Annotated in this window: 16 protein-coding genes; 9 read left to right on the top strand and 7 right to left on the bottom strand. The window is 67.0% G+C overall.

All coding sequences use genetic code 11. The annotated features are described in order from the left end of the window. The first annotated feature begins 211 nt into the window (after window positions 1–211). A complete protein-coding gene (locus BN423_RS09410; protein ID WP_019240000.1) occupies window positions 212–2,215 on the top strand; it encodes a cation:proton antiporter domain-containing protein in 2,004 nt (667 codons plus the stop codon). 434 nt (window positions 2,216–2,649) lie between these two features. After that, the gene (locus tag BN423_RS09405) at window positions 2,650–4,488 is read left to right on the top strand and encodes a carbon starvation CstA family protein (RefSeq protein ID WP_019239999.1); all 1,839 of its coding nucleotides are present in this window, start codon (window positions 2,650–2,652) and stop codon (window positions 4,486–4,488) included. Between the two features lie 321 nt (window positions 4,489–4,809). Here BN423_RS09405 and BN423_RS09400 read toward each other — a convergent pair whose 3' ends face one another. Beyond that, window positions 4,810–6,345: an MFS transporter gene (locus tag BN423_RS09400; protein WP_019239998.1), complete on the bottom strand. Its 1,536-nt coding sequence runs from the start codon at window positions 6,343–6,345 to the stop codon at window positions 4,810–4,812. A 195-nt stretch (window positions 6,346–6,540) separates the two neighbouring features. Next, a complete protein-coding gene (locus BN423_RS09395; protein ID WP_019239997.1) occupies window positions 6,541–7,749 on the bottom strand; it encodes an SLC13 family permease in 1,209 nt (402 codons plus the stop codon). A 765-nt stretch (window positions 7,750–8,514) separates the two neighbouring features. On the opposite strand from BN423_RS09395, the gene BN423_RS09385 reads away from it, so the two are divergent. Continuing rightward, complete coding sequence (locus tag BN423_RS09385; protein ID WP_019239995.1) at window positions 8,515–9,354, top strand: hypothetical protein; 840 nt, start codon at window positions 8,515–8,517, stop codon at window positions 9,352–9,354. A 503-nt stretch (window positions 9,355–9,857) separates the two neighbouring features. Here BN423_RS09385 and BN423_RS09380 read toward each other — a convergent pair. The 3 genes from BN423_RS09380 to BN423_RS09370 form a co-directional block, all read right to left on the bottom strand. Beyond that, window positions 9,858–10,175 (bottom strand): type II toxin-antitoxin system RelE/ParE family toxin, encoded by a 318-nt coding sequence (locus tag BN423_RS09380; RefSeq protein WP_019239994.1) that lies wholly within the window; start codon window positions 10,173–10,175, stop codon window positions 9,858–9,860. A 2-nt stretch (window positions 10,176–10,177) separates the two neighbouring features. Beyond that, complete coding sequence (locus BN423_RS09375; protein ID WP_019239993.1) at window positions 10,178–10,453, bottom strand: type II toxin-antitoxin system prevent-host-death family antitoxin; 276 nt, start codon at window positions 10,451–10,453, stop codon at window positions 10,178–10,180. A 419-nt stretch (window positions 10,454–10,872) separates the two neighbouring features. Further along, the gene (locus BN423_RS09370; protein WP_232385560.1) at window positions 10,873–12,153 is read right to left on the bottom strand and encodes a tyrosine-type recombinase/integrase; all 1,281 of its coding nucleotides are present in this window, start codon (window positions 12,151–12,153) and stop codon (window positions 10,873–10,875) included. 308 nt (window positions 12,154–12,461) lie between these two features. On the opposite strand from BN423_RS09370, the gene BN423_RS09365 reads away from it, so the two are divergent. From BN423_RS09365 to BN423_RS09340, 6 genes are all read left to right on the top strand, one after another. Beyond that, the gene (locus tag BN423_RS09365) at window positions 12,462–12,707 is read left to right on the top strand and encodes a helix-turn-helix transcriptional regulator (RefSeq protein WP_019239991.1); all 246 of its coding nucleotides are present in this window, start codon (window positions 12,462–12,464) and stop codon (window positions 12,705–12,707) included. 183 nt (window positions 12,708–12,890) lie between these two features. After that, window positions 12,891–15,659: a primase-like DNA-binding domain-containing protein gene (locus BN423_RS09360; protein ID WP_020424318.1), complete on the top strand. Its 2,769-nt coding sequence runs from the start codon at window positions 12,891–12,893 to the stop codon at window positions 15,657–15,659. 84 nt (window positions 15,660–15,743) lie between these two features. Next, window positions 15,744–16,214: a hypothetical protein gene (locus BN423_RS09355; RefSeq protein WP_019239990.1), complete on the top strand. Its 471-nt coding sequence runs from the start codon at window positions 15,744–15,746 to the stop codon at window positions 16,212–16,214. A gap of 150 nt (window positions 16,215–16,364) precedes the next feature. After that, entirely contained in the window at window positions 16,365–16,751 is a 387-nt protein-coding gene (locus BN423_RS09350; protein ID WP_019239989.1) for a hypothetical protein, read from the top strand. Window positions 16,752–17,427: 676 nt separating this feature from the next. Next, window positions 17,428–19,620, top strand: a complete 2,193-nt coding sequence (locus BN423_RS11035; protein ID WP_026089069.1) for a hypothetical protein — start codon at window positions 17,428–17,430, stop codon at window positions 19,618–19,620. A 179-nt stretch (window positions 19,621–19,799) separates the two neighbouring features. Then, the gene (locus BN423_RS09340) at window positions 19,800–20,051 is read left to right on the top strand and encodes a hypothetical protein (protein ID WP_232385559.1); all 252 of its coding nucleotides are present in this window, start codon (window positions 19,800–19,802) and stop codon (window positions 20,049–20,051) included. 89 nt (window positions 20,052–20,140) lie between these two features. Here BN423_RS09340 and BN423_RS09335 read toward each other — a convergent pair whose 3' ends face one another. Continuing rightward, window positions 20,141–21,208, bottom strand: a complete 1,068-nt coding sequence (locus BN423_RS09335) for a zinc ribbon domain-containing protein (RefSeq protein ID WP_026089068.1) — start codon at window positions 21,206–21,208, stop codon at window positions 20,141–20,143. A 73-nt stretch (window positions 21,209–21,281) separates the two neighbouring features. Beyond that, the coding region (locus tag BN423_RS10890) for a hypothetical protein (RefSeq protein WP_043360050.1) at window positions 21,282–22,032 on the bottom strand (751 nt) is incomplete at its 5' end.

Raw genomic sequence — 22,032 nt, 5'->3', positions numbered from 1 at the left:
CACAATTGAACCCGTCCCCAATGACTCATTTGACTCGGTGAGTCATTTGAACCCGTCCCCACTGTCTCACCCGTCCCCAATGACTCACCCCGCCCCCGGATGAATCGGCGCGCTTCGGGGTACACCAACCATATCGCGATGTCTGCGCCCCGCGGAGCGGCGGCGTTTCGCCTTTTGACGGCCACCACCCCAAGAACCCCATAGGAGACCCATGCACGGAGACACCATTCTGCTCATGACGTTCGTGTTCGCGCTCGTCGCCGCCTTCGCGGGCGGCCTCGTGGCGCGCGCCCTGCGCCTGCCGCCCATCGTGGGCTACCTCGTCGGCGGGCTCGTGGTGAGCCCCTTCACGCCGGGCTTCATCGGCGACTCGCACGCCATGAACCAGCTGGCCGAAGTGGGCGTCATGTTCATGATGTTCAGCACCGGCCTGCACTTCTCGCTCAAGGATCTCTTCGAGGTGAAGGGCATCGCGGTGCCGGGCGCCATCCTGCAGATCGCCGTGGGCACCGCGGCGGGCTACGCGCTCGCGCTCGCGTTCGGCTGGACGCCGCAGGCGGGCATCATGCTCGGCCTCTCGGTGAGCATCGCCTCGACGGTGGTGCTCATCAAGAACCTTACCGACGCCGGCCTCTACCAGACGCACGGCGGCCGCGTGGCCACGGGCTGGCTCATCGTCGAGGACCTCGCCACGGTCGTGATCTTGGTGGTGCTGCCCGTGGTGTTCGGCCCCGGCGAGACCTCGGGCGCGGAGCTCGCGTCGGGCCTCGCCTGGGCGCTCGCCAAGACGGTGGCGTTCGTGCTGCTCATGCTCGTGGTAGGCTCGCGCCTGCTGCCGTGGGTGCTCGGGCGCATCGCGCGCTTCTGCCCGGCCGAGCTCTTCCAGCTGGCGGTGGTGGTCATCGCCCTCGGCACGGCCATGGCGGCGGCGCTCGTCTTCGACCTCTCGGTGGCGCTCGGGGCGTTTTTGGCCGGCGTGGTGGTGAGCGGCTCCAAGCTGTCGCACCGCATCGCGGCCGAGGCCATCCCTTTCAAGGACCTCTTCTCCATCATCTTCTTCGCCTCAGTGGGCATGATGGTGAACCCCGTCACGCTCGCGGCGCACGTGGGCGAGCTCATCGCGCTCGTGGCGCTCATCATGGTGGGCAAGTGGCTCATCAACATGGTGCTCGGCGTGGTGCTCTCCGCCGGCCTGCGCGGCACGCTCACCGTGGCGGCGGGGCTCTCGCAGATCGGCGAGTTCTCGTTCATCATCGGGCAGACGGGCATGGCGCTGGGCGTGCTCTCGTCCGAGCAGTACACGCTCATCCTGGGCGGCGCGGTGGTGTCGATTGCGCTCAACTCGTTCGCGTTCAAGCTCATCGACCCGCTCGAGCGCTGGATCCGCGCCCACGGGCGGCTCGCCGCGCTGTACGAGCGCCACGTGCACCGCTTCGAGGAGCCGGCGAGCGACCTGCACGGGCACGTGGTCGTGGTGGGGTACGGCAACGCCGGCCGCTGCGTGACCGAGGTGCTGCACAACCTGGACGTCCCGTGCCTCGTGGTGGAGCGCGAGCTCGAGGTGGCCGAGGAGGCGGAGGCCGACGGGCTCTGCGCGCTCGTGGGCGATGCGGCGAACTCCGAGATCCTGGCGCATGCGCACCTGGATGGCGCGCGCGTGCTCGTGATCGCGGGCGGCGGGGACGCGGCGGCCGAGGTCATCGCGCACGAGGCCCGCTCGCTCGCGCCCGGGCTGCACATCGTGACGCGCGCGGCGGACGCGGACGGGCTGGCCGCGCTCGTGGCGGCGGGTGCCAACGAGGTGGTGCGGCCGGAGCTGGAGGGCGGCATCGAGCTCATGCGGCACACGATGATCGACCTGGGCTACACGCCGCGCCAGATCGAGGGCTATGCGAACGAGCTGCGCGCGAGCGGGTACGAGGCGCTGGGCGACGGCGCCCAGGCGGCGCGGCGGCGCGCGTTCGCGCGGCTTGCGGCCTCGCTTTCCGAGGTGGAGCTGGAGTGGGTGCCCGTGGACGCGCGGAGCATCGCGGCGGGGCGGACGCTCGGCGAGCTCGACCTGCGCGCGCAGACCGGGGCGAACGCTGTCGCCCTGCGCCGCGACGGCGAGGTGACGCTCTTCATCGATGCCGAGACCAGGCTGTGCGCGGGCGACGCGGTGGGGCTCATGGGCACCGCCGAGCAGGTGGAGGCCGCCAGCCGTCTGTTCGCGTGAGTCATTGGGGACGGGTTCAATTGACTCACTGAGTCAAACGAACCCGTCCCCAATGACTCACCTCCGGCGGCTCCTTGACGACGTGTCAGCCCGCAACAGTCCTGTAACATTTCTTGACTCCACTCAACTAAAGCGACACAATCATCTTCGCCTACGGGCGTTGGGACGCGGCACGGGGTCGCGCCCGATCGGAACGAGAGGTTGCTCTGCGATGCATGCTTACCTACTAATTTCGGGTGAGATTATTAGCTAGCGCGGGTTGGATACTGCCAGCCCGCGCGCTTCGCGGGCGGCTGTGAGACGAGGGCCGTCGTATATCGAGGCCCTCGTTTTTTTTGTATCTGCCCGCGCTCGCGCGAATGCCCGCTGCCGATGCGCACGGCGGCGGATGTGGATCGCATCGCTTCGGGAGCTCCAAAGGGAAGGATCGTGAAATGAACGGAATGATCGTCGTCGCGGTGGCTGCGGTGGTGCTCGCCGCCGGCTACCTGCTCTATGGACGATGGCTCGCCCGCACCTGGGGCGTCGACCGCGAGGCGCTCACGCCCGCCAAGCGCATGGAGGACGGCAAGAACTTCTCGCCCGCCTCATGCTTCACGGCGTTCTCGCACCAGTTCAGCTCCATCTGCGGCGCGGGCCCTGTGACGGGCACCATCGCCGCCATGATGTTCGGCTGGCTGCCGGTGCTGCTGTGGGTGCTCGTGGGCGGCATCTTCTTCGGCGCCGTGCACGACTTCGGCGCGCTCTACGCGAGCGTGAAGAACAACGGCAAGTCGCTCGCCCAGCTCGTCGAGAAGTACATCGGCCGCACGGGTCGCCGCCTGTTCCTGCTCTTCAGCTGGCTCTTCACCATCATCGTCATCGCGGCGTTCGTGGACATGGTCGCGGGCACCTTCATGGCGACCTTCGACGCCTCGGGCGCCGTGGACACCGCCGCGTCGTACTCGGGCGGCGCCGCGGGCACCATCTCGATCCTCTTCACCTTCGTGGCGATCGCCTTCGGTTGGATCAACCGCCGCTTCGGCCTCTCCGGCTGGAAGGAGTTCGTGCTCGCGGTCGCGCTCTTCGTGGCCATGTTCGCCGTGGGCATGCAGTTCCCGGTGTACCTCGATAAGTACGGCTGGTTCGCGGTCATCATGGTCTACCTGCTCTTCGCGGCCGCCATGCCCATCCAGACCCTGAAGCAGCCGCGCGACTACCTCACGAGCATCATGATGATCGTCATGATCGTGTGCGCGGTGCTCGGCATCTTCGTGCTCGGCGCGAAGGGCGAGGCCACCATGACCGCGCCCATGGTCGCCGACTTCTCCGCCCTCGCCGAGAACGGCAGCTACGTGTTCCCGCTGCTCTTCGTGTCCGTTGCGTGCGGCGCCCTCTCCGGCTTCCACAGCCTCGTCTCCACCAACACCTCCTCCAAGCAGGTTGAGAAGGAGCAGGACATGCTGCCCGTGGGCTACGGCGCCATGGTGCTCGAGTCCTTCGTGGGCGTGCTCGCCATCGTGGTCGCGGGTATCATGTTCACCGCGATGAACACCTCCGGCGCCGGCGGCGCGGCCGTGGGCACGCCGTTCAAGATCTTCTCCACCGGCGTGGCGAACGGCATGGCGGCCTTCGGCGTGAACGGCACGCTGGCCTCCGTGTTCATGACCATGTGCGTGTCGGCGCTCGCGCTCACGTCGGTCGACGCCGTGGCGCGCATCGGTCGCCTCTCGTTCCAGGAGTTCTTCGCCAAGACGAACGACGCAGCCGAGGATGCCGGCGCGAACGCGACCGGTGCGGCGAAGGTGTTCTCGAACACCTGGGTCGCGACGGTGCTCACCCTGGCGCTGGGCCTCGCCCTCGCCTTCGGCGGCTACAACAACATCTGGCCGCTCTTCGGCGCCTCGAACCAGCTGCTCGGCGGCATGACCATGATCACGCTCGCGGTGTTCTGCAAGTGCACCGGCCGCAAGGGCTTCATGCTCTACGTGCCCGTGGCGTTCCTGCTCGCGAGCACCTTCACCTCGCTCGTGCAGAGCATCATCGGCTGCGTGAACGCGCTGCAGACCTCCGGCATGGCGGTCATCGCGACGTCCGGCCTGCAGCTCGTCTTCGCGATCCTCATCGTGATCCTGGGCGTCATCGTGGCGTACAACTGCCTGAAGGAGCTCTTCACCAAGAAGGCCGGCTCGCTGCCGGACGAGGAGCCCGAGTGGTCGCAGATGGGCCTCGCGCGCTATGGCCACGGCCAGCACGCCGACGCCCCCGCCGCCGGCACCACCGAGCGCGCCTGAGTCATTGGGGACGGGTTCAATTGACTCAGCGAGTCAATGGGGACGGGTTCGATTGGCTCGTTGAGTCATCGGGGACGGGTTCGATTGACTCATCGGTCGGATTTCGCCGAGCGTCGGTGAATGAGCCCCGGTTGGCGCGGCCCCGTTGAACGGTCCCGCGTTGAACCATAGATAGCGCGAAGGGCGCGGTGATCAGGGAATCTCCTGGTCGCCGCGCCCTTTTCGTTGGCTGGGTGAGCTTCTCGCCCGCCTGCGCGCGTTTGGGGACGTGTTCTGTTCAACCCATGTTGCCCGCGCGCACCTGCCCGCGCGCCCGCGCTCCTACGCCCGCGCAGCCCGCTGCTTGCGCTGGCGGCGCTTGATGACCGTTCCCACCACGGTGAGCACGGCACCCGCCGCGACCGTCGCCGCGATGGCGAGGAACGCGAACGCGAATCCCTCCATGAAGAGCTCCGGCCACTCGGGCATGAAGCCGCTCACGGGGAAGCCCGCGACCTCGCTCATGTGCCCGTAGAGCAGCGCGGTGCCGCCCGTCACGCCGGCGGACATGCCCATGTAGCGCACGAGCGTGCCCAGGCTGCCGGCGAAGCCCAGGTCCTTCTGGTCGACCGAGCCCATGATGCGCGAGTTGTTCGGCGACTCGAAGAGCCCGTCGCCCAGGGCCATGAACATGAGCGTGGGGTAGATGCGCAGGATGGGCGCGCCGGCGGGGAGCATGCCCGCGAGCGCGATGCCCGCGCTGTAGACGACGAGGCCCGCGAAGCAGGGGATCGTGGTGCCGATGCGGTCCGAGAGCGCGCCGGCCACCGGGCTCGCGAGCGCCATGGCCACGGGGATGGCGGTGATGACGAGCCCCGCGACGTCCGACGCGTAGCCGCAGGCGTCCTGCAGGTAGAAGGGCAGGATAAACTCGGTCGCGCCCACGGCGAGGTAGCAGCAGAACATCGCGACGAGATTGAGGCTGAACACCGGGTTGCGCAGGAGCTCGATGCGCACGAGCGGGGTCTGCGCGCGGCGCTCCACGCGGACGAAGGCCGCCAGGAGCACGAGGCCGCCCGCGAGCAGCGCGCCGGCGAGCGCGAGCGACCCCGAGCCCGCGGCGTTGATGGCGAAGAACACGAGGAAGATGGCCGGCGCCATGAGCAGCGCGCCGGGGATGTCGAAGCGCGCGCCGGCGTCGGGGGCGCTCGTGGGGGAGGGGTCGGCGCCCGCCGCGGCATGCTCGCCCGCCATCCCCGTCTCGCGCGGCAGCGTCTTGAGCCCGATGAGGAACGACGCCGCGCCGATGGGCACGTTGATGAGGAAGATGGACTCCCACGGGAACACCGCGACAAGCACGCCGCCCACCACGGGGCCGCACATGAGGCCGAGCGAGACGAACGTCCCCACGATGCCGAGCGCCCGCCCGCGCTCGCGGCTGGGGAAGGCCTCGGTCACGATACCCATGTTGTTGGCCATGGCGCACGAGGCGCCGAAGCCCTGCACGACGCGCGCGCCGATGAGCATGACGAGCGTGGAGGAGAGCCCGCACAGAAGCGAGCCCAACGAGAACAGCACGACGCCCAGCTGGAAGAGCCGCACCTTGCCGTACAGGTCGCCCAGGCGGCCGAACACGAGCACGGTGACGCAGCAGACGAGCAGGTACATGCTCGAGACCCACTGGATCTGGCTGGCGGTGGCGCCGAGCTCGCGCTGGATGGAGGGCGCGGCGACGTTGACGATACTGCTGTCGAGGGTGGACATGAACGTCATGATGACGACGGTGAACAGGACGACCCATTTATTGGTGCGGCGCGGGAGCTCGGCTGCCCTCGCAATGTCGTTTCGGCCGGTATCCGTCGTGTTCGTGCGGCTCACGTGTCCCTGCTCCCTTCCCGTGCGCGCGGTATGCGGCGTAGCGCAAGCAGATGGTAGCAGAATCCGTGGGGGTGGCGACGAGGGACGAATGGGGTGGGGGGATGCGGGCGTCGAGGCGTTACGGTGGCGCGGGCTGGAGCGCAAGCGCGGGATGGGGCGCGGGCGCGCGGGATGTTCGCCCGCCGCCGCTCCGTCCTAGAAGATCGCCGCGGCGAGCGCCGCGAGCACGGCGAGGAACGCGACGTTCCACACGGTGAAGAGCTTGAAGTAGAGCCCCTTCTCGCGCGGGAGCACGAGCGCGACCTGCTTGTATGAGATGAGGCTCGCCATCGAGGCGATGAGCGTGCCCAAGCTGCCGAGGTTCGTGCCCACGATGAGCGCCGACCAGGCGGACGTGAAGCCGGAGAGCAGCAGCGCAGCGGGCACGTTCGAGAGCACCTGGCTCGCCGCGACGGACACCGCGAGCTCGTGGCCGTCGATCATCTGCGCCAGGAAGGCGTCGATGGCCCCGATGCGACCGACGTTGCCCACGAACACGAAGAAGGCGACGAAGGTCAGAAGCAGGGCGTAGTCCACGTGCAGGAGCGCGCGGCGGTCTGCGAGGAGCGCGACGGCGACGGCGGCCGCGACGGTGGCCTGGTAGGGGACGATGCGCGCGACCGAGAGCAGGGCGAGGGCGAAGAGCGCCGCCCACGGGGCGATGCGCAGCGGCGAGGGGGCGGGGTCGAGCGCGTCGGTGGCAGCGGTGGCGCTCGCGGGCAGCGCGGGCTCGACGTCGCGGGTGTTCGCGCGCGCGGTGCCATGGGCGCCGCTGCCCGTGCCGTTCTCCTGCAGCTTGCCGAAGAGCGCGATGGCCACCACGAGCAGCCCGAGCGAGGCGGCCGCATAGGGCAGCATGAGCAGCACGAACTCGACGATCCCCATGTGCGAGGCGCTGTAGAGGTAGAGGTTCTGCGGGTTGCCGATGGGCGTGAGCATGCTGCCGAGGTTCGCCGCGATGGTCATCATGACGATGGTGAAGCAGGTGTGGCGCGCGTCGCCGAGCGAGCCGAGGGCGAGCAGCGCGAAGGGAACGAACGTCACGAGGGCGACGTCGTTCGTGATGAGCATGCTCGAGAAGAAGGCGAGCAGCGTGAGCGCGAGGGCAAGGCGCCGAGGGCCGCGGACCACGCCGAGGAGCTTGCGGCAAGCGATGCGGAAGACGCCGAGGCGCGAGAGGCCGGTCATGATGGTCATGAGGCTGAAGAGCATGCCGATGGTGCGGAGGTCGACGTAGTCGGTATAGGCGGCGTCGGGCGGGACGACGGCGCACGACGCGAGCGCAAGCACGATGGCGATGACGAGCACGGGGTCTTTCCGCACGAGCGCGCGCGTTCCGAGCGCGATGCGCATGAACAGGTCCAAGGCTTCCTCCTAACCGCAAGCCGCCATCCTAGCACATGAGTCATTGGGGACGGGTCCGTTTGACTCGCTGAGTCATTGGGGACGTGCTCGTTTGACTCACTGAGTCATTGGGGACGTGTTCGTTTGACTCACTGAGTCATTTGAACCCGTCCCCATTGACTCGCTGAGTCAATTGAACCCGTCCCCAATGACTCGGCGGTATCATGGATGGGTTCACAGGAAGGAGCCTCATGGCACAGAAGCTCACGGAGCAGGAGCAGCGAACGCTCTCCGCGCTCACGAAGGCGCTGAGCAAGAACCTGCCGGTCGCGCTGCGGAGCGCGTCGGGCGGGATCGCGAGCAAGATGGTGCGCCTGCATAAGGAAACGATGGACGAGGACGAGCTCACGCGCATCCTCGCCGCCTACGGGGACGACGGCAGCGCGCTCGAGCAGCTCGTCGAGGCCGGGGTGCTCGTCGCGGTCGACGGCGGGTACGCGATCGGCGAGCTCTCCCAGCAGCTGGCGGTGCGCGGCGCGACGGAGCTCGCCGGGCCGTCCGCCCAGGGTTCGACCGACCTTGCGAAGCCCGCGAAGCGCCGGGCGCGCGGCCGGCGCGGCGACCGGGACGCCTCCGAGCAGCCCGCGGCGGCCAACCAGCCCGCACCCGTCGATCAGCCCACCGCCAAGTCCCCCCACATCCACCGACCGCCCCGGAGCCCCCGCGCCGCGCGACCCCGCCACGCCGCGCCCGCGCGAGTCGAACGCCCTCGCGAAGGCGGCGTGCGTGCGCAAGCAGACGCCGGAGCTCAACGCGATCCGCCTCAAGATCATCGACCTCGACCCGCGCCTGTGGATCAACGGCTGGCTGCTCAGCACGCCCTCCGCGTACACCGCCTTCGAGCGCGAGCTGCGCGCCCTGAGCGCGGCGATCGACGGCGAGCCGACCATCGGCGACGGCACCCTCACGCGCCGCGAGCTCTCGTATCGCATCTTCGGCAACGAGAAGTTCCTCGCCATCGAGGGCGAGGGGACGAAGCTCTTCCGCCTCATGGGCGTGGCGAACCTGCTGCGGTGCAAGCAGACGCCGAAAGTCGAGGTCGTGTACTACGTCCCGAAGCCGAAGAAGCACCTCAAGCTCGTGGTCTCCGAGAACCTCGACCCGTGGAGCAACGTGCGCGACGCCCTCTACCTGCACGGGCGCAAGCGCATCCTGGGCAAGCGCGTGCACGGGGCGATCTTCGGCAACGGGCATCTCGTGCGAGGTGCCTCCAAGCTGCGCGATTGCCTGGAGAGCCTGGGCGCGGAGCAAGTCACGCTCAGGTATTGGGGCGACCTCGACCGGGCCGGGTTCGATTTGCTGGCGAGCCTGGTGGAGCTGACGGACGGGCGCGAGGACGTGACGGTGGAGCCGTTCGTCCCGGCGTACCGGCTCATGCTCGCGCGCGCGATGAAGCGCCGACCGAACCCGCTCGACAACGAGGCGGTCGACCAGCACGTTCCCTACGAGCCGGGCCTCGCGCTGCTGCGGCCGTACCTCACGGACGACCAGGCGCGCTACCTCGAGGCGCTGCTCGAGGCCGATCGGCTCATCCCGCAGGAGATCGTCACGGCGGCGGATTTGTAGGGGTGAGCGGGAGCCTTGTAATCGATGAACCCGGTTGGGTATAATCGAACAAGTACCAGCGAAGCCCGTTCGTGGTTAACGAGGCGCGGGCGGCGCAGGTGCTAACGATTCAAAAGCCCGGTGCCAGCCGGGCTTTTTTATCTCCCTTCGCTATCCGCTTTGTGCTTATGTTCCTTCCATAGTTCGCGTATCAAACGGGCTATGCTCGCGATGGATGCGATGGCACGAAGGATTTCCAGAAACGTGTTCATAGGCTTTGCCCCTCTCTCGAGAAGCGCCGCCCGCACGCGGACTTCGCTGGCGAAATGATGCTAGCATCGCGTCGAGACAGATCTCCCACGTTGAGCATCGTTGATGGGCGCTGTATTGAGTTAGACGGTCGAACAGAGCCGGGCGAACGGGATGCCTGGCACAGAAAAGCGGCGGGAGCCCGGTCTTGCGTCGCCGACCTCATCGAGTTCTAACGCTGAGCTGGCTGTAACCAACGCGATGTCGCCGGACGGCTAGAATGCGACGCGGGTAAAGTCGGAGGCCACATGGCGCACGCGGTATACCAGCACTATCTTGCGGTGCTCATCCGTTCGATAAAACGCCTTGTAGCGACCGTAGTTCGCGCTTCGGTATTCGTGTGCCGGCAGGTAGCCATCGGGAAACTGGTAGATGGCATGCGCGTAGGGATTGCGACATATCGCATTGAAGAGCGCTTCAAGGCCATCGAGCACCGCATCGGCGCGGTCCTCGTCCCCGCTGTACGAGTACACGTAGTCCCAGATGTCCTCCAGGTCGCATGCTGCGTCCTCAGTGATTTCCCACTGCCACATGCTTACTGCTCTTCGCGTCGTTGCGCTCGGCGAGCGCGCCATTCATCCGCCGATAGCGCACGCAGCTCGCCCTTCGCCTCGCGCGCCTCCGTCTCGAGAATCGATCGCGCGATCATGCGCTCTTGCTCGCGCGCCGACGCGTTCCACTCGTCGTAGTCGACCATCGCCCAACGGGGGCGCCCGTTCTGCGTGAGTACGACAACCTCGCCGGCATCCGTATACTGGGCAACGCTCTTCACGTCTGCCCGAAAATCGCTCACCGGTACGATCTGGGGCATAGAAACCTCCCGATAGAAGAAATTTCTTCTAAGTATACCCTAGGGAATCTATGGAATCTGCTGGGTGTATGCCGCTGCCACATGGGGGGTAGCAGTGCGGTGTGAGCTTGAAACGGCTGGAGCTATGTTGTTCGAAGGAAAAAGTAGGGACATATACCGTACGGCATTTCGATATAATAAAAAACTACCTGCGTTTCCGCAGGTAGTTTAAAGTTCTTGGTCGCGGGGGCAGGATTTGAACCTACGACCTCCGGGTTATGATGGGCTTAAATAATATCGCCTGATAAAGCACCCTGTCACAGTATTTCACCTGATAAATCGCAGTTTCGCTTTTCACGCTATTTAACCCCATTTCACCATGTTTCACCGCCTGATGTACATACAATCGTACATACAACTTTGCGAGACTTTCACGGAATTTAACCCTGTTTCACCTGCTCGCGGAGCGCCGTCAGGTCGGTGAAGTCGGTGTAGCGAGACCGGTTCATCTCGGGCGAGTGGCCGAAGTAGGCAGCGCGGCGCTCGACCGGCACGTGCTTGTCAGCCCACTCGGAGTTGAGCGTTGTGCGCCACACGTGCGTGCCCACCTCGCGCAGAAGCGGGATGTCGAGCTCGTCTGCGAGCTCGTCGTAGAACGCGCGGACGGCCTTCTGGCAGTTACCACGTTCCCACACCTTGCCGGTCACGGGCGTGGGGAACAGCGGGGTGTCGGGCTCCTTCGGGAGTCTCCGCAGGCGGCGGCGCAGGCGCTTGACCACGCGCTCGTCGAAGACGGGCACCTCGCGGCCACGCTTGGTCTTCGACGCCTCGGGCAGCACCTCGAGAATGAACATGCCGTCGCGCGTGTAGACGTTCTCGCGCTTGAGCAGGCGGCACTCGCCGACGCGAAGGCCGCAGGTGGCCTGCGTGAGCGTCATGTCGATCAGGTTGAGCCGTTTCGCGGTCATCTGCTCGGCGGACCAGCGCTTTCGCGCGGGCGCATTCGGATCCATTTTGAGCAGGTGGTTGACCACGCGGCGGCGCTCCTCCGCGCTCAAGGCCTGCCCGCCCTCGGGCTTGTCCTCGCCGCGGTGCGGCTTGACCATCTCGTCGGGCACCGTGACCTCGAGCGTGAGCGGGCGAAGCGGGTTCGATGCAATGACCTGCCGGTTGCGCGCGACCTCCATGACGTAACGGCTCACGATCTTGGCGGCCTGCTTTGCTGACGGGTTGCCGTGATTCACGGCAATATCCTTGAATATGCTGCTGAGCGTCGCCGGCACGATGGCATCCTTGATGAGCATGCCTTGCGTGCGCTCATGGAAGAGAGTGAGGCAGCGCAGGTAGCGCGCCTGCGTCCTCGGCCTGAGCGGCGAGGCGTACTCGTTGGCCTTGACGCTCGCGATGCAGACCTTATCGACGAACTCGCCCATGTCGTTGTACATGTTCCAGTTGCCGCTGCCCGGCAGAAGGTGTAGGTCGCGCAGCTTCCGCGCGTGCGCCCGCGCCTGCTGCGTGCACGCGCGGGTGTCGTTCCCGACCGTGCGGGTGCAGTGCTTCGATACGGTGCCGTCGAGGTTGATGTACCATTGCATTTCACAAAAGGTCTTCTTGTACGTGACCTTGTGACCATTGACGGTCTTGGTTTTCTCCTTGGTGTATTTTCTCGGCTTCGATTCGGCGATGTTGTCTTCGCCGATTTCCAAACGTCGACGTGACATAGATGCTCCTTAGAGGTCTGATGTACATACAATTCTAGCGCAAAATGCGATTGACGCGTGATGAGCGTAGTGATACATTAAGCGTGAACCGTATACAGCAGGGGCGGCGGGATGACCACCCGCTAAGTCTCGAAGAGCATCGCTCCATAAGCACCGGGGTTCGTCGTCCGGCCGGAGCACTCGCCGACCGCTCGGCACAGGATGTGCAGCGGTGAACCGCGACAGCGCGGAAGGACTGGCGACCGAGCCCCGCTTTTTGGTAAATGTCGAGCTGCCGAAACCGACCCTAGAAGGGGGTGTGGTTTCGCATGGCGACTCCATCGCTTGTAACAAAGGAAGGTAAGGCGTTCATCGTCAGCATTGACGATCTCGACGTCCTCGCCGTCGACGAGCACCGCGCCGCCGAGATGCTGTCGCTCTCGGTCGGCACGCTGCGCAATTGGCGCTGCCGTCGCTCGAAGAACGGCCCGAAGTGGGCGCGTCTCGGCGGCCGCGTCGTGTACCCGGTTGAGTGGCTCAAAGAGTGGTTGAACAGCTGCATTGTGCAGGGTTAATCGAGGGCGGTGCTTCCTATGCATAAAACGGAAGAAGTCCGCCCCACGCCTGCCAGCGTATCCGGGACGGACCCCAACACCAAACCTAGTTGTGATATTACTACAACTAATGATTTGGACATACTTATAAGTAGAACTAATAGCGAAGAACACGCAGCGCACACGTCTGCCGACGCGACCGATGTGGTCGACGACGCCCCCGAGTCCGTGGCAGCGGACGACGAGGCGATAGACCTCAATGCTCAGTCCGCGTCGGAGGACGACGGGCCGGACGCTGACGGCTATTACCGCGTGAACCGCTATATCCGCGCGCGCCAGCCCAAGATCATGTCGAAGTCGCTATTCCAGATCAGCGTTTCGCAGCTCGTGGTCGACGACATCGTCGCCAAAGCCACGAACATGAAGGTCGATCTTCCGCCGTTACCGAAGAAGCTCGATGACGAGGACGAGATGGAGCGCTGGAACGACGAGTACGCGGCGTATCAGCGGCAGATCATGCCGCCGGCGTTCGCATGCGAACAGCTCGTGCCCGAGTTCCGCCGCTACTGCGAGAAGTGGGCCGACGGCCGCTTCCCGGGCGCGAAAGAGTCCATGGCCGTCATCGACGCCGTGCTCAAGCGCGAGACGAGGGTCTACGACCCGAAGCAGAAGAAGAACCCGTGGGCCAAGGTGCCTTCGGGCATGATTCCCTTGTATCAGCGCGACTACGATAAGCGCGTCAATCCGGGCCATTTCTCGATGCCCTATATCGTTGCCCAGCTGCTCATGTGGGAGGGCGAGTCGTTCGGCTCCCGTTACATCTACGGCGTGGACGGCGAGCGCGGCGAGGGCATGTTGATGCAGCGCGACACGTCGAACCGGGGCCCGTACCGCATCATCGAGGCACCCCTCGGCCCGAAAGAGGCGAGCCCCGAGCTCATGCAGATGGTGCAGCCGTTCCTTCCGGGGTGCACGCACGAGACGGCCATCGAGGTCTACAAGCAGCTCGTGCAGCTCGTGCCGCATATCTCCGTGAAGCGCGAAGATTCGCGTCTTGTTGCGCTAGGCAGTGGGTGGATGATTGACCCGGTGACGAAGCGCGGCCGCCGCATGACCGATGACGACGTCATCAATGGTTGCCTCGCCGGCCTCACGTTCGGCTGCAACGAGGATGGCACCATCGAGCGCGTGCCCTACCCTTACATCTGCGAGGACGGTACCGTCATCTACGACGACCCGACCTTGGCCGAGGAGCACGGCGGCGTGGCGTTCGACCCGCTCTCGTGGCTCGAGCAGATCATGCCCGACCCGCTCGGGCGCGAGGCATGGTGGAGCGTCGTGCAGGCATCGGCGACCCCCGCCGTAGACCGCTCGCAGGGCGTGATTATCAACGGAAAGCCGCGCGCCGGAAAGGGCACCACGCTGGAGATCATCCGCGAGGCCTACGGCGACGAAGACGCCCGCCGCGGCGTCATCGCAGGTACGGCGCTCGACCAGATGGGAAAGCCCGAGTACGTCACCATGACGCGCGGTGCATCGGTGCTGTTGAGCGACGAATCGAACCCATCGGGCTACGTCAACGACTCCGGATATATCAAGGCCTGGATTACGAACGACATCATTGTGTCCCGAGACCTGTACAAGAGCGCCGTCATGTGGCGCAACCATGCCCTCGGCATCTGGTGCCTGAACAGCGAAGTTGGATTCAACGACAAGTCCGAGGCCATGTACACGCGCATGTACATCATCCAATTCACGCAGAGCTGGGCGGGCCGCGAGGATCGTCGGTTGCGCGATTGGGCGAAGCACCCGGCCGTCGTGAATTGGATCTACTACCACGCCATCGCCGAGATGGACTTCATTGGGAAGTTCGAGGAGAACGCCTACACGCTCGCCGCGAAACAGAAGTACCAGTTCGCGACCGACCCGTTGCGTCAGTTCGTCGAGGAGGAGCTGCCGAAGCTCGGCAAGAGGACGCCGCTCGAGCAGCTATATGACATGTACAAGTGCTGGGCTCAGCACAACAACCCGACGGGCAAGCCTGTCGGCAAAGCCAAGTTCTGCGACAGTCTCGAGGAGATCGTCGAGAAGGGCAACAAGTTCTACGTGCCCCGCGATTCCGCAGGTAAACGTGCGGCCTACGACGTCCGCAAGAACTGCAACCCGGACGAGTCGGCGCAGTACCTCGAGGACGCGACGCTGTACTGCACGCGACGTGAGAGCGGCGAGTGGACGCCCGCGAAGCTCCATGCATGGTGCCGTCGCTCGACGCTCCCTGACAGCCGCAAGCGCGGGTGGCTCTTCCGCGTGGACGACGGTCCCGACGGCGGTGACAACGGCTCCGATGACACGCCCGAGACCATGCCCGACGACATGTCTACGTGCACGTTCGAGGAGGCGAAGCCGCTGTTGGATGCCGTCGAGGCCTCCGGGGCGTCCATCATCGCCGACGTGGGCGGCGAGCTCGACCCCATCGAGCCCTATTGCGCGCCTGCGACCGAGCGGGAGTGGGTCGCGGCTGGTCGCGTGAGCGCGCTGCTGAAAAGCGAGGGCCTGTTCCCGATCGGCGACTACACCCCCGTCGGCACGGGCCGCAACGCGCCGAATAATCACGCGGGCCGTGAGCTGATGCTGCACGTGCCCGGCATCGGCCCGTGCGTCCTCACGCCGGACTACCCCGATCGCGCCCGGAGCGAGCTGCTGAGCCGGATGCAGAGGGTCACGACCGACGATATTCTCCGCATCAGCGAGGACGATACGAGCAACGAAACCCCAGCTCAGGCGACCGACCTACTCTCAGCGCCCGCTGACGGCGAGGAGAAGGCCCCCGCGTCCACCGGTGAGCCCGCCCATGCGAACGAGCCGCCAGCAGGCTCTGAGGCGGTCACGCCGCCCGATGACGCGCAGCAGGATGCCACGCAGGAGTCCGCCGAGCCGGCACCCGGCCCCGACCCCGCCCCGAGCGCGCCCTAGCGCTCACCCTCCACGAACCAGCCCGCGCGCCTCGCGCGGTGCGCGGGCTTCTAACCACCCTCAACGAACGATTGGAGTTTCATCATGACCATCCCCACCACCCACGTCGTGTCTATGCGCGACTTCGGCCGCGGCGCGCTCCGCGACGCGCTGCGTCACGCGGGCGCATCCGACGAGGCCCTGCAGCGTCTTCGCCGCGGGTTCGCCGAGCTCGACGACGTGCAGGAGCAGATTCGCGACGTGCTCGACGCGTCCTACACCAACGAGGCGGTGCGCGCCGCCAGAGATTATTACGACTGGTTCGTCGACGATTCGGTCTTTGACGAGATTGAGCAGGAGTACCAAGACGAGCTCGACCAGCTCGGCAGCGTCGAGGACGGCATCGAGGACGCCCTGCGCGAGCAGGTGCGCGACATCATGGCCGGACTCGGCGCCGACGGTGCCGTCGAGGCGATGGGCCACGTGCTGCGCGCGTACGTCGACCTCTACGGCCGCGAGACCGGCCTCAAGCCGCCGCAGATCCGCTGGGACTCGACGGAGGAGACCGCCGCCTAGCGCCCATCCCGCCCGCCGGCGAGCGCGAGCGCCGCGTGCGCGTGGGATGCACGAGTGCATCCCACGGTGGACGACCTCAAGCGTGCGGCGAAGGCTGCGCACGCGACGAGCGAAGAGTAACAGCGAACGACGTTAAGGAGTGATGTGACGATGAGCGAGCAGATGACCGAGAGCACCGAGCAGCAGACCGTTATGGATGCTGCCGATGTGCGCGAGGGCACGGCGGACGTGACCGCGAACGAGGCGGCCGTGGGTGCCGACGGGGTCGCGGACAAGTCCGCCGCGGGCGCGGAAGACGGCGTCGAGAAGACGCGGCTCGAAGCGGCCGAGGAGCGTGTTGCAGAGCTCGAGGGTCTTCTCGAGCATCAGGACGCGAAGATTCAGAAGGTGAAGGCGGATCATCGCCGACGCCTGAAGAATCTGAACGCCGAACGCAACACGCTCGAGCAGGCGCTCGCTTCTGCGCGCATCGCAGCGGAGAACGAGCGCCTGCGCTCCGAGCTCGAGCGCATCCGTCGCGCGGGCTCGGGCGCGTGAGCGTCGCTGCGGGCATCAGTCCCGCATACGGCGCGCACGCGCAGCGCGGCGAGCGAGCACGGCAGTCCCCCGTGGGTGGGGCGTGAGTGCACGCGAGGCCGCGCATGTGTCGCCGCGCCGTCGACGTTGTGAGCGCATCCGCGCGAGCAACAAGACGGGCGCGGCGACACGAGGCGGCGAGCACATCGGTGCGAGCGGCTTTTGGGACGGCGCATCGTCGCCGGCCGAGGGGGTGCCCCTGCGGCGGGGAGCGCAGCTCCCTGAGAGCAGGCCCATCGACGTTTTGGAGCCGCATCATGCGGCGTAAAAACGTCTATGGGCGCACATCTTAGACGTTTGCGCCGCGGGGTTCTCCCGCAGCGTCAAACCCAGCGCCCCTTGGCGCACGCACTCGGCTCGCCGAGGGCGTCTTGTCAGCACGCGAAGCGTGCGGAGCGAAGCCCGAGCCGTTGCTCGGAGCGAGCGTTTTCGCCTCAGCGGGCCCATGCCCGCATGAGCACGCGAGCTCCGCGAGCGGGCGCGTTCGCTCCACGCACGCCTTTGCGTGCCAAGCGCGGCGAGCGTTGTGAGCCGCGCCTCATGTCCCTGCGAGCCGATGCTCGCGATGTTGTTGCTCACGGGCTCATGCCCGCGAAGAGATCTGTTCACGCCTCATGGCGGAAGGAGATGGTCACAGATGTCATTCGGATGCGGCGTTACCGCGGCGAAGCTCGCAGCCCCCGGCGCGCCCCGCTCGAAGAACTCGATCCCTTACGACAAGGCATGCGAGGAGTTCGGCGACGAGCGCGCGAGCGTGTCGGACAACCTCGACACGTCGCGCTCGCACATGAACACGTACTCGTTCCCGGAGGGGTGCGGCACGTCGGGCGCGGCGCTCGCCGACTGGTTCGTGCAGAAGCGCGACGAGTACTCCGCGAAGCGTCAGGCCGAGGGCGGGCGAAAGCTCTCCGCGCTCGCTCCCGTCGGCGGCGCGTTCATCATCACGCCGGACGAGGAGGAGGTCGCGACGTGGGACGCGAAGACGCGCGAGAAGTTCGTCGAGGACGCGCTCGAATCGCTCGGCATATGGATGGGTCACGGGAAGAGGCACGAGCCCGACGCGTACGCCGTCCACGTCGACGAGGGCGCGATGGCCGAGCGCGGCCTCACGCGCTCAGACGAGCTCGGCGACTGCGGGCTTCACATCCACGTCGCGGACCGCATGCTGACCGAGGACGGGCACTATCTCTCGCGCGAGACGATGAGCCCCGGGCGCATCCGCGAGATGCACCGCGTCTTCGTGCGCGAGATGAAGTCTCGCGGCTGGGACATCACGGAGCACAAGTCGGCCGCGCAGCACAAGCGCGACGGCGACGATGTGCTGCCCGCGGGCATGAGCGCGAACAAATTCAAGCGCGTGCGCAAGTGGGAAACGAAGAAGAAGCGCGAGCTTCAGGCGGAGCGCGAGGGGCTCGATGCCGACAAGTCGCAGCTCGCAGAAGGTCAGGCGACGCTCGCCGAGGGCCAATCGCAGCTCGCCGATGATCGTGAGGCGCTCGAGAGCGACCGCGAGCAGCTGAACAGCGACCGCACGAAGCTCGCCGATGATCGTGAGCAGCTGGGCCTCGACCAGCAGGCGCTCGAGGACGCGCGGGCACGGCTCAAGGCCGACGAGGACGCGCACGCCATGCGCGTCATGCGCAGCCATCGCGCGCTCAACCGAGCGCGCGCGGCGAACGCCATCGACCGCGAGGGCTGGGAGCCGCCAACGACGGCCAAGCTCTTCACGCCGGCGCAGCTCGCGGGCAACGCGCTCGCGCTGTGGCGGCTCGTCTACGAGGGCGACGGCTCCGGCCTCACCGGCGACTGGGCCGACCTCTCGCGGTACGAGGACGAGAGCGGCGAGCTCGACGTCGAGCAGGCACGCGCCCTGCTCGACACCGCCATGACCGGCGCGCTGGGCGGCGACGCCGAAGGCTGCGCCGTCACGAGCGCCGAGGGCGCGTGGTGGGTCACGGACGTGCCGGCCTCCGCGCGCGACGAGCTCTACGAGAGCGACCGCGCCCAGGCCGTCCGCCGCTACGCTCGCGACGAGCTGCAGCCGCGCCTGCTCGTGCTGAACGAGCGCGGCGAGGACGTCAACGAGCCGCAGCGGGGCGTCGAGGGGAAGTCCGACCTCGTCGCGCAGTGCATCCAGCAGCTCGAGGTCGACCAGCGCTCGCTCGACGAGCGTGCGGCCGAGCTCGACAGCCGCGAGACCGAGTTCGACGAGCGCAGCGCGAACCTCGACCAAGAGCTCGCAGAGAAGAGGCGCGAACTGAGCGTTGCCAAGACGGAGCTCGAGACGACGAGCCGCGCCGTCGAGGCGCGAAGCGCCGACCTCGCTTCGGCGAACGAGGAGCTCGAACGCGCCCACCGGGACGCGGCGGGCGTGCGAAGGGCGGCCGAGCGCGACGCTGCCGACATCCGCTCCGACGCCCGCGCCAAGGCGTACGCAGAAGCGAAGACGGAGGCGGGCGGGCTCATCGATCAGTTCCTCGGCGGCGTGGTGGGTCGCGCGTCGAGCATCGCCTACCACGTGCTGGCGTTCATGCGCCGGGAGATGGACCTCGGTCCTGCGTTCGACGCCGCCGCGAAGACCTGCATGGATACGCTGAACAGCCTGTCCGATCAGGACGTGCGCGACGCCCAGTGGGGCGCTGACCCGAAGGCGAGCAACACCAACCGCATCCAGCGCGGCGTGGCGAGGTTCTTCCGCGAGAAGCTGAGCGGCAGGCTGGACGAGGTTGCTCGCGAGAGCGGGTCCGTGGGCACCACGTCCTCGAACCCCCATCCCGCGCTTGAGCGCGACGGCGGATACGGCGATTCAGGGGGTGCCCAGCGGCGCTGACGGCGCGTGCGTGAGCGGCCGGGCACTACCGTACGCGCTCGCCCGCATCGGGCTGTCAGCGGGCTTCCAGGCACCGCATACGCGTTTTAGCTGCGTGATCGCGAGTTTTCTATCCCGAGCTCGCGTGCAGAGAAGACGGGTATCGTGGCGGAAACGACAAGATTTCGAAGGAGGTGATTTTGTTGGAGACTTCAACCATCAATCCCATGGAGGCACTCGTCGTCGAGGCCCTCCACGACCTCGGGGTGGACGACGGCGGCGTCGCCGACCTCACGGGCATGCACGTGCACGACATCGCCGTGATGGTCGCCGAGCGCGAGCGCCAGCGCGCCTACGAGCGCGGCCGCGCGCTCGCCCTGTCCGCTGCGAACGCCCGGCTCAACCGTCAGGTGGCCGTTCTCGAGCGTAAGCTCCAGGCCGCAGGCGAATAACGGCGCGGCGCACCGGGCCGCTGAGAAAAAAAGAAACGGGAGGCCATCGGCCTCCCGTTTCGCTATAGAGGGGTGTTCCCGGAAACCCGCTAGACGTCCTCCTCGATGACGACATAGGTCGCCACGACGCGGGCGGGGTCGTAGTACATGCTGGCGCCCTTCTCGAGGTCGACGGTCTCGCCCGGGCGGACGTACTCGACCGTGATCTCTCCGTAGTTGAACGCCTCGTCGTTCGTGCTGTCGTTGAAGCCTAAGGTCGCGGGGGTGCCGTCGGCGTTCTCGGCGCGCAGGTGGACGGTCGCGCGGCGCCAGCGGACGTCGGTGTTGTTGGTGATGGAGCCCGTGATGGAGCCGTCGGGCGAGAGCTCGATCTCGACGCCGCAGTCCTCGGGGGCGAGGAGCTGCTCGCCGCTCCCGAGCCCGCGGGTGCTGCCGACCTCGAACTCGATGTTCTCGACCTCGTCGAGCTGGAACTCCTGGGTGTCGCCCTGGTCGGGGGTGTAGCTCGCCACGACGCCGGAGGGGTACTCCGGGATGATCGTCACCGTGTTCTCGCCGGGCTGGAGGTAGGCGATGGCCCCGCCGTACACGCCCGGCTCCCAGGCGACGAGGTTGAGGTCGGCGTTGACGGTGCCCTCGTCGCCGTACTCGTCGGTGATGGCGATGTCGCCGGTCGCGTCGAAGCCGACGCCCGTCGCGATCTCGCCGGTGTTGTTGGTGATCGAGACCTCGAGGCGCGGGCCGAGGTTCCCGTCGGTGAGGAGCCTGACCTCGCCGACCTCGAAGTCCTCGTAGACGGTCTCGGCGGTGCCGCCCTGGTTCTGTTCGGCGACGTGGGCCGGCTTCGCGGTGAGCAGGCGCCACGCCGAAAAGCCCGCTGCCGCGACGAGGACGACTGCGACGGCGGCGACGAGCGGCTTCTTGGAGCGCTTCTTGGGCTTCTCGGGCGCTGCGGGCGCCGCTGCGGGCGCTACCCGGACGGGAGCGGGGGCGCTGCTCGCGGGCTCGCCGGGCACCTCGTAGATGGGTGCCTCGGGTGCGGCGGCTTCAGTCGCGGGGGCCGAGGCGGGCTCGGTGGTCGTGGGGAGCGCGGCTCCGCAGCTCGGGCAGAATGCCGAGCCCTCGGGGGATTCCTTGCCGCATTTCGGGCAGAACATGGTCTTCCTCCTCTGATCGTTTGCTTTCGAAAGGGGCTTGTCGCGGCGCGGGCGCCGCCGCGCTCCCGCGGCCTTACTGCGGCGCGGTGTACGCGTAGATGTTGCGCGCGGGCGTGCCGTCGTCCCAGCAGTTCGCGTAGGCGATGGTCTCGCCGTCCTGCTGGAACTCGATGTAGGTGGTGTACGCGTCCGCGCCCTCCCAGTAGGTGGGCTCGCCGACCGTGTAGGTGATAGACGGGTCGTCCGGCACCTTGAGCGCGGCGCGGGCCGTGGCGACGAACGCCGCCTCGTCGTCGGCGGGCTGCGCGGCCGCGGCTTCGGCCTCTTCGGTCTTGAGGGTGATGGTGGCGAAGTCGGGGTCGGTCACGCCGTTGGCGACGGAGACGAACGTGTCACCCTCGAAGTGGCCGTCGGTGGCGAAGAACGGCGCGCCGACGGCGAAGAGGTACACCCCGCTGCCGTCGGGCGCGGTGCCGACGTTCGTGGTGTAGCGGTCCTGCCAGGGGCCGCCCACGATGACGGTCTCTCCGCCCACGTTGCCGTCCATGCCGATGTTGGGCCCGGTGACGTGGAACTGGTACTGCACGGTGCCGTCGCCGTTGTCGACGGGGCCCTCGACGTACCACGTGCTCGCCTCGCCGCCCTCGCTGTAGGTCCAGCCGTCGGGCACGTCGACGTAGAACCATTCCGTCTCATAATCGTGCTGCTCTGCGGCCACCGGCTCGGCGGGCGTCTCCTCCGGCGCCTCGACCGGGGCGCTGCCCTCCGCGGGCGCGGAGCCCTCGGCCGCCGCGGATCCGGCCGACCCCTGCGAGCCGCCGCCG

The sequence above is a fragment of the Enorma timonensis genome (assembly GCF_000321165.1).
Taxonomy (GTDB): Bacteria; Actinomycetota; Coriobacteriia; order Coriobacteriales; family Coriobacteriaceae; genus Enorma.
This window is presented reverse-complemented; position numbering and strand designations above follow the sequence as displayed.